The sequence below is a fragment of the Amycolatopsis sp. NPDC048633 genome, from assembly GCF_040650695.1.
GTDB lineage: Bacteria > Actinomycetota > Actinomycetes > Mycobacteriales > Pseudonocardiaceae > Amycolatopsis.
On sequence record NZ_JBEZHS010000083.1, the window covers coordinates 1 to 7,021 of the forward strand.

Annotated in this window: 8 protein-coding genes and 1 pseudogene; 3 read left to right on the forward strand and 6 right to left on the reverse strand. The window is 69.1% G+C overall.

Annotated elements, in window-relative coordinates; all coding sequences use genetic code 11:
- Window positions 1–113: 113 nt before the first annotated feature.
- Window positions 114–722 carry a DoxX family membrane protein gene (locus tag AB0C38_RS49300; RefSeq protein WP_360688640.1) on the reverse strand — a complete coding sequence of 203 codons (609 nt, stop codon included), beginning with the start codon at window positions 720–722 and terminating at the stop codon, window positions 114–116.
- Between the two features lie 160 nt (window positions 723–882).
- Between AB0C38_RS49300 and AB0C38_RS49305 the strand changes: the two genes are divergently transcribed.
- Window positions 883–1,017: a hypothetical protein gene (locus tag AB0C38_RS49305; protein ID WP_360688643.1), complete on the forward strand. Its 135-nt coding sequence runs from the start codon at window positions 883–885 to the stop codon at window positions 1,015–1,017.
- Between the two features lie 78 nt (window positions 1,018–1,095).
- Here the strand turns inward: AB0C38_RS49305 and AB0C38_RS49310 are convergent, their stop codons facing one another.
- Together AB0C38_RS49310 and AB0C38_RS49315 are read right to left on the reverse strand one after the other, a co-directional pair.
- Complete coding sequence (locus tag AB0C38_RS49310; RefSeq protein WP_360688646.1) at window positions 1,096–1,416, reverse strand: hypothetical protein; 321 nt, start codon at window positions 1,414–1,416, stop codon at window positions 1,096–1,098.
- Window positions 1,417–1,462: 46 nt separating this feature from the next.
- Window positions 1,463–1,846 (reverse strand): annotated as a pseudogene (locus tag AB0C38_RS49315) (acyl-CoA desaturase); the annotation flags it as partial.
- Between the two features lie 363 nt (window positions 1,847–2,209).
- Between AB0C38_RS49315 and AB0C38_RS49320 the strand changes: the two are divergent.
- Window positions 2,210–3,040 (forward strand): hypothetical protein, encoded by an 831-nt coding sequence (locus AB0C38_RS49320; protein ID WP_360688649.1) that lies wholly within the window; start codon window positions 2,210–2,212, stop codon window positions 3,038–3,040.
- A 4-nt stretch (window positions 3,041–3,044) separates the two neighbouring features.
- Window positions 3,045–3,695: an SRPBCC family protein gene (locus tag AB0C38_RS49325; protein WP_360688652.1), complete on the forward strand. Its 651-nt coding sequence runs from the start codon at window positions 3,045–3,047 to the stop codon at window positions 3,693–3,695.
- 118 nt (window positions 3,696–3,813) lie between these two features.
- On the opposite strand, the gene AB0C38_RS49330 is transcribed toward AB0C38_RS49325, so the two are convergent.
- The 3 genes from AB0C38_RS49330 to AB0C38_RS49340 all read right to left on the reverse strand — a co-directional run bounded on the left by AB0C38_RS49330 (window position 3,814) and on the right by AB0C38_RS49340 (window position 6,834).
- Window positions 3,814–4,677 carry a potassium channel family protein gene (locus AB0C38_RS49330; RefSeq protein ID WP_360688655.1) on the reverse strand — a complete coding sequence of 288 codons (864 nt, stop codon included), beginning with the start codon at window positions 4,675–4,677 and terminating at the stop codon, window positions 3,814–3,816.
- Between the two features lie 103 nt (window positions 4,678–4,780).
- Window positions 4,781–5,650: a hypothetical protein gene (locus tag AB0C38_RS49335; RefSeq protein WP_360688658.1), complete on the reverse strand. Its 870-nt coding sequence runs from the start codon at window positions 5,648–5,650 to the stop codon at window positions 4,781–4,783.
- A 920-nt stretch (window positions 5,651–6,570) separates the two neighbouring features.
- Window positions 6,571–6,834, reverse strand: a complete 264-nt coding sequence (locus tag AB0C38_RS49340; protein WP_360688661.1) for a hypothetical protein — start codon at window positions 6,832–6,834, stop codon at window positions 6,571–6,573.
- Window positions 6,835–7,021: the final 187 nt, after the last annotated feature.

Below are 7,021 nucleotides of genomic sequence, written 5' to 3' on the forward strand. Positions count from 1 at the left end.
GCGCATTCGGCGCGCAGGACCTCATGCAGCTCCGGCCGGATGAAGTCGGCGAGCACGCTGCAGCCGACGTCGGCCAGGTCGGCGCGGCACGACAGGTGTCCGTTGAAGGTCCGTCAGCGAAGCCAGGGGGTGCGGCGGACGAGATCCACCTTCGCCCAGCGGCGGCCGAGGCCCCAGGTGTCACCCGCGGCGAAGGCGGCCAAGACGATGAGCACGACGAGGTACACGAGGTGGTAGTCGATCAGCGGGTTGGTCGACGACGTGGCCTTCCCGGCCGACGTGGACTGTGCGAGCGGCCATTCGGCGATCCACATGAGAGCGAGCAGGACAGTGCCGGAGACGGCGGCCGGGCGCAGGGCCACCCCGAGCAGGAGGGCGACGCCGAGGCCGAGCAGGGCCAGCATGAACAGCCAGTCGGCCCAGCCGGCACCGGCCCAGTCGCGCAGCATCGACTGCATCGGCCCGACCTGGACGTGGCCGAGGAATCCCTTGGTCGGCGAGCCGCCGCTGATCCAAGCCTGCGCCGAACTCGTGGAGTAGCCCAGCCCGAACATCTTGTCGAGGAAGGCCCAGAGGAACGTCAGGCCCATCACGATGCGCACGACAGCCAGTGCCGAGCCGCGAGCCGAAGAGGCAGGCCGAGGCCGCTTGACAGTCCGTGTTTCCGGCTGGTCAGGGACGAAGGGAGTGGTCAGGGACGGGCCGCGGTCCTGGACGGACATCGTGATCTCCTTTTCGGTTGTGCCCAGAGCATGGGCCGTCGTCCGGTCCGGACGCTGGTGCCGAAATCCCCGGATCACGGTGACTTTGGTGCACTGCCCGGCCGGTCGCGCGCGGGAAGGCAGGGAAGAGAGTCCCTGCGGAACGCGGTGGATTCCCCTGGTGCCAGGTGCCGGCGTCCGGCCACCGGACGGGTTCTCCGAGGTACTGGAAACGCAGGGCCGTCAGTGGCTCGCCGACGCCGAGCAGCTGTCCGGTGTGCCCATCCTGAACTGGACATCCACGCCGAGCTGGTGACGGGCAGCCCGGTGACCGGACTGCTCAAGGCGTCGGCCGACGCCCGGCTGGTGGTCTCGGCTGCCGGGGCCGGCCGGTTCACGCCCACGCCCTCGGCCAGCAGCTGCCTGAGCGTCTTGAACACCCTGGAGGGGAACGAACGCGAACTCCTGGCGGAACGGCTCGCCGGCCGGCAGGAGCAAGATGGACCCGGGTGTCGCGGGCGAGGAACACCTGAGTGCTCGCGACGGCGACGACGCGGTCACCGGCCACCGGGCGCGCGGCGACCTCGACCGTCAGCTCGGCGCCATCTCCGGGAGGGCCGTCGAGGGTCACGCGCAGGCCGCCTTCGGCTTGGACGTTCTGGGCCGAGGTGAGCTGGTTGATCGCCTCGGTGGCCGCTTCGGTCATCGTGAACATCGACGGTCTCGCCTTCTGTACGCGGTGAGTGCGGAACTGGTGCGGTTCACCCGGCGCCCTTGCGGTTGCCGCGGTGCGGCGCGGACATCCTGGCCAGGCGTTGTGGTGTCGGCCAGCGGACTTTCGTCACCCAGCCGAGGTTCTCGAAGATGCGGATCACGCGGGCGGAGATGTCGATCCGGCCGCGCAGGACGCCGTGGCGGGCGCAGGTCGGGTCGGCGTGGTGGGAGTTGTGCCAGGACTCGCCCATCGAGAGGATCGCCAGCGGCCGGAAGTTGGCGGAGCGGTCGCGGTTGGTGAACGGGCGGGTGCCGATCATGTGGCAGATCGAGTTGACCGACCAGGTGACGTGGTGCTGCAGGGAGACCCGGGCCAGTCCGGCCCAGAGGAACGCGGTCAGCGCGGCCCACCAGGAGCCGCCGATCAGGCCGCGGAACCAGGGGAACGGGGATCCGGGACGGTCGGTGCAGCATCGGCGCCCGGGGGCACCAGAGGATCGATACCTGCAGGGCGATCATGACGGCGACACCCCGACAGTCCAGGATGTTCGGCACAGGCCGAACTGCTCGGCAGTCAAGGACCGAAGACCTCGCGCTCCTCGGCCGGTGGTGGCGTCGACGAGTCGCCCGACGCAGAAAGGACCGGAGACCCGCTCCCGAGGGACCAAGGACCCTTCAGCAGCCAGCGTGTGCGGTCGCAGAGTTCGGTCATGACTCTCGCCGAACGCCGGGGTGCCCGGACAGGTACGCCCCGCGGACCGGTCCTGCTCCGGCCCGCCCGGGTGCCCTACTTCTTGTCCGGCGCGCTCGCGGCCGTGGCCACGGCCGTCGCGGTGCTGAGTTTGGCGCTGCCGTCGCTGCTGTCCGGCGTCGATGCCGCCAACGGGAGCCTGCGGGGCACAGCGTTGGTCATGGTCTGCGCCGGCGTACCGGTGCTCGTTGCCGGGATGAGGCTGACCGCGCGAGGTTCCGCGCGGGGGCTCGTTTTCTGGCTCGGAGCGGCGGGCTACCTGCTCTACCAAGCGGTGCTCTTCTGCTTCGCGACTCCGCTGAACAACCTGTTCCTCCTCTACGTCGCCTACCTCGGATCGGCTTTGTGGAGCCTGGTGTCGGTGTTTCACGCCACGGACCTGCGAGAGTTCGGCACACGGCTGGCGCCGGCGATGCCGGCGCGGTGGATCACGGGGTTCGCGCTCGTCGTTGTCGTGCTCAACGCCGCGGCGTGGCTCGTCCAGATCGTTCCGGCGGTCTTCAGCCGGAACCCGGCGTCCCTGCTCGAGGGCACGGGGCTGCTGACGAACCCCGTCTTCGTGCAGGACCTGGCGGTCTGGCTGCCGCTCCTGGCAGCGGCCGCGCTCGCCGGCCGGCGTCGTGTGGCCTGGGGATTGCTGGTCACCGGTGCGATGCTGGCGATGCTCGTGCTGGAAGGCGCCGGCGTCGCCACGGATCAGTGGTTCGGGTCGCGCGCCGATCCGGCCTCCGGGATCGCCTCGAGCACGATGGTGCCCGTGTTCGCCGTAGTCGCGCTGCTCATCGCGGTGCCGCTGGCCTGCTACCTGCGCAACGTCGACCGCACCCCGCACGATACCGAGGGAGACCACCATGACGCGTCATCCGCACGATGACTCAGTGGCAGCAAGGACCAACCGGCTGTGGGTCGCCGGCGGGCTCGGCGCGTTCGTGCTCGCGGCGCTGGCCGCCAGGAAGTGGCAACTGCACTGGGGCGCCGACCCTCGCGAAGTCACGGCGGCGTTGGCCGGGGACGAGCTCATCGGCGAGCCCGATCTCGTGGCGACCCGAGCCATCACGATCACCGCACCCGCGTCGCAAGTGTGGCCGTGGCTCGCTCAGCTGGGTCAGGCACGCGGCGGGTTCTACAGCTATGACACCTGGGAAAACCTTATGGGCTGCGATATCCACAGCGCTGAGCGCATCGTCGCGGAATGGCAGCACGTCGAGGTGGACGACGAGGTGAAGCTCCACCCGGACGTCTCGATGGCCGTGGCCGGCCTCGACGAAGGCCGGGCCCTGGTGCTGCGGGGCGGTGTGCCGATGGGAAAGGCGGCCGCGCCCTACGACTGCACCTGGGCCTTCGTCCTGCGTGACCGGCCGGACGGGTCGACGCGGCTGGTGATGCGCGAACGGTACGGCTACACCCGGCGCTGGGCAGGCTTGCTGATCGAGCCGGTCGAGGCGATCAGCTTCGTGATGAGCCGGAAGATGCTCATGGGAATCCGGGACCGCGCCGAGGCCGGGCGCGCCCCGGACAAGGCAGCGTAGCGAGACGAAACCACGAGGACAGGAGGCCGGCATGCGGGCGCTCGAGGACACGCCGGAGATCCGCCGCTGGACTTGGTCCGGCTAGGCGAAGTTCGGCTGGACGAGCACGTCAGCGCGATCAGGTCTGCGGGCCAGAGAGTCCATTGTGGATGGTGACGCTTCTCGCCGTCGACGCCGGTGGGGAAGCGGCAGCTGACCGCGCTTCGAGCCGGGCGAGCTTTTCCAGCACCGCGGCGAGCGTCGCGTCGACGTGGCGGTCGTGCTCGGATTGGCTGGTCTCCGCCTGCTCGATGGCTTGCACCTTGTCCACGAACCAGGCTGCCATCGATGCGGTGACCACTCCCAGTACCGCGATCCCGGTCAGCATGACGACGGCGGCGATCAGCCGGCCCTCGACCGTGACCGGGTACCGATCGCCGTAGCCGACCGTGGTGAGGGTGGTCAAAGCCCACCACACGGCGTCGCCGAAGGTGCGGATGTTCGCGCCGACGGCGTGCCGTTCCACGTCCAGCATGCCGACGGCGCCGACGAACATGACGATGACCGCGGTCGCGGCGATCCGGATCGCCGCACTGACGTGGAGGTGAGCTCGGGAGTGCTGCGTGAGACGGGTTGCCACGGCGCCTGAACGGGCGAAGCGGATCAGCCGGACGAGCCGGACCAGGCGCAGTGTCCGCAACACGGGCACGACGATGACGATCAGGTCCGGAATGTGGCGCACCACAAACCGCCGGGGCTGCGGCGCCAGTGCGAGCCGGATCAGGTAGTCGGCTGCGAAGATTGCCCAGACTACGGTGTCGGTCACGGCGAACGCGTCCAGCCAGCCGGCCGGCAGCGTCTCGTCAAGCACTGGGATGACCAGCACGGCCAGGAAGACGACCGACAGAGCGAGCATTGGCAGTTCGGTCCACCGCGTGAAGCGGTCGTAAGCCTCACCCGCTCGCAGGCGGGCAAGAACACGTGGTGCGGTGTCCGAGGGCATCGAGAGAACCTCACGTGTCTTTCGGCGAAACGCGGTTCCGAGCCGAGTGACCCCGCCGGCCGGTCAGGGCCGACGGAGTCGCCCGGTTGCGCTGGTGCGGTGGTCAGCCGGTGCAGTTGGGGACCGCGGGGACGCTGCCCACGCAGTTGTTCGGGGTGTTGGCGGTGATGGGTGAGCTGGTGGTGGTCATGGTGCCGCCCTGGCGGTAGACGCCGCCGGAGTTTCCCAGGAGCAGCAGGGCGTGGTTGTTCGTCACGGCGGTCTGGGTGAGGGTGGTCGCGGTGGAGCCGACCGCGGAGATGCCGCCGCCCCGGCCCGCGCTGTTGCCGGTGATGAACAGCGGACTGCCCGAAACGCCGGTGACCGTCAGCGTGCCCCGGAGGCCGTTGTAGATGGCCCCGCCGTCGCCGAGCAGGGTGGTGTTGCCCGACAGCGGGCTGTTGGTGAAGGTCGCGGCGGGTGCGGTGCCGGACGGGGTGTCGGCGTTGGCGAGGCCGCCGCCGTTGCCCGAGGCGGTGTTGCCGGTCAGGGTGCTGCCGGTGAGGGTGACCGCGCCGCGGTTGAGGATGCCGCCGCCGTTGCCGAGCACGTTGCCCCGGGTGAAGGCGACCCCGGTGGTGAGGGTCAGGTTGCCGGTCGGGCCGACCTCGGCGATCCGGAACAACCCCAGGCCCAGCAGCGAGGCGTTGGTGACGGTCGCCGGGCCGATCATCTCGATCGGGGTGGTGATCACCGGAAGCGCGTTCGCCGCGCCGCCGTGGGCGGTGGTCATGCCGTAGGTGCAGCCACCCGCCAGGACGAGGGTGTCCGAGGCGGGGGTCGAGTTGGCCAGGTTGACTGCCGCGACCAGGGCGTTCTCGCTGCAGGCCACCGGGATGGTGATGGCCTGCGCCGTCGGCGCCAGTGCGATCAGGCCGCCGGTCGCGACGGTGGCTCCGAACAGGACCCGGACAATGGTACGGATGCGTCGCATGACGATTTCTTTTCCTGGAACAGCTGGGAAATGATCCGCCGGCGCGGAGCGACGGCGATGGCGAAATGTGCAGACGACGGTGTGTGAATACCGAGGAGGTGGTGGGAGCACGTTTCCCCCACGCAAAAATACCTCGGGCAGGCATTCCGGATACGTGATCGCGGACTTGCCGTGGCACCGAGGTCCGAGGTGGCAACCGTCAACGTACCCTCTCGTTCAGGTGACCGATACCCCAAGCCCCCGTATGGGGGTATTCGCCGTCGACGAGATCGTGCCGGATCTTTTTGCCGCGAGCAGAGACGGTGAACGCGCCCTGGATCGGATCGTCGTCGCGGCTGGAGTCTCGCCGCGGAGACAAGCCGTCGCCCATGCCACCCGCGCTTCAGACGCGAAAGCATCGCGGACCCCTCGTGTTGCGACATCCGGTGGTAATTCACGGATCGGGGGAGCAGAATTGCGTTCCGATCGTCGTCTGGTTGATACTCAAGGTGTCGGAAAGCACGATTCTCGTCGCTCTGGGTGTGAGACACTCCCGGTGGTTTCCGATATTCCGGCCGATTCTCGACATGTTCTGCGTAGTCCGGCACACATCCCGATAGCTCGGTGAGCGCCTTGCCGCAGGGTGCTCGGGGTGACGTTCGCGGATCCGGCTGACGAAATTCCGCGTGTTTCGTCTTTCTGAGGCAACCCACGCCGAACCGGTCTTCGCCGGTGCGCGAAGGGGAAGTTCAGGTCGCGAAAATCAGTTATCGGCGCCCTCGCGGCGGTCGGCGCGCTGCTGGCCCCGGCGCGCCGCAGTCCGGGCGGCCCCGCCGGCCACTGTCTTGACCGGCGGGGCCTGGGTCCTGTGTTCCCGTGCGCAGAAACCGGACTTGATCAGTGGCTACGCGACGCTGTGCGGCCGGTAGGCGTCCGGGTGCTCAGGCGCCGAGACGGCGGTAGATGCGGCCCGCCAGCGACGCGGCCAGCCGGTTCAGCGCACCCAGTGGATCGAGCTGCGCGAACTGCCCCAACAGCTCCGCCGCCGCGTAGGCCTCGGCCTCCGACAGCACCGCCGCGCACCGTTCCCGCCGGCCCCGTTCCAGCAACCGCGTCAGGGCTTCGGCGTACTCGCCCAGGTCACGCACCCCGACCAGGCCATACCGCTCGTCGGGCGGGCCCTGCTGCGTGATGTCGTCGCTCATGGTCGTGCGCCCTCCTCGTCACCCGATCGACTGCCGCCAGAAAATCTATGTCGGCCGGGGTAGACATTCGGCGGCGGCTGTGTGTAGGGTTCTGCTCATACGGAGAGAGACAACGTCCAGCAGGCGCGGGAGAGGACGTAACTGCCCGCGAGGTGAGACAAGGCGGTCAGGCAGCACGGAGCCGATC

Bases quoted from the DNA above. Each gene is read 5' to 3' on its own strand.
- AB0C38_RS49330 (WP_360688655.1), bottom strand. From the start codon at position 4,677: ATGCCCTCGGACACCGCACCACGTGTTCTTGCCCGCCTGCGAGCGGGT.
- AB0C38_RS49300 (WP_360688640.1), bottom strand. From the start codon at position 722: ATGTCCGTCCAGGACCGCGGCCCGTCCCTGACCACTCCCTTCGTCCCT.
- AB0C38_RS49310 (WP_360688646.1), bottom strand. From the start codon at position 1,416: ATGTTCACGATGACCGAAGCGGCCACCGAGGCGATCAACCAGCTCACC.
- AB0C38_RS49340 (WP_360688661.1), bottom strand. From the start codon at position 6,834: ATGAGCGACGACATCACGCAGCAGGGCCCGCCCGACGAGCGGTATGGC.
- AB0C38_RS49335 (WP_360688658.1), bottom strand. From the start codon at position 5,650: ATGCGACGCATCCGTACCATTGTCCGGGTCCTGTTCGGAGCCACCGTC.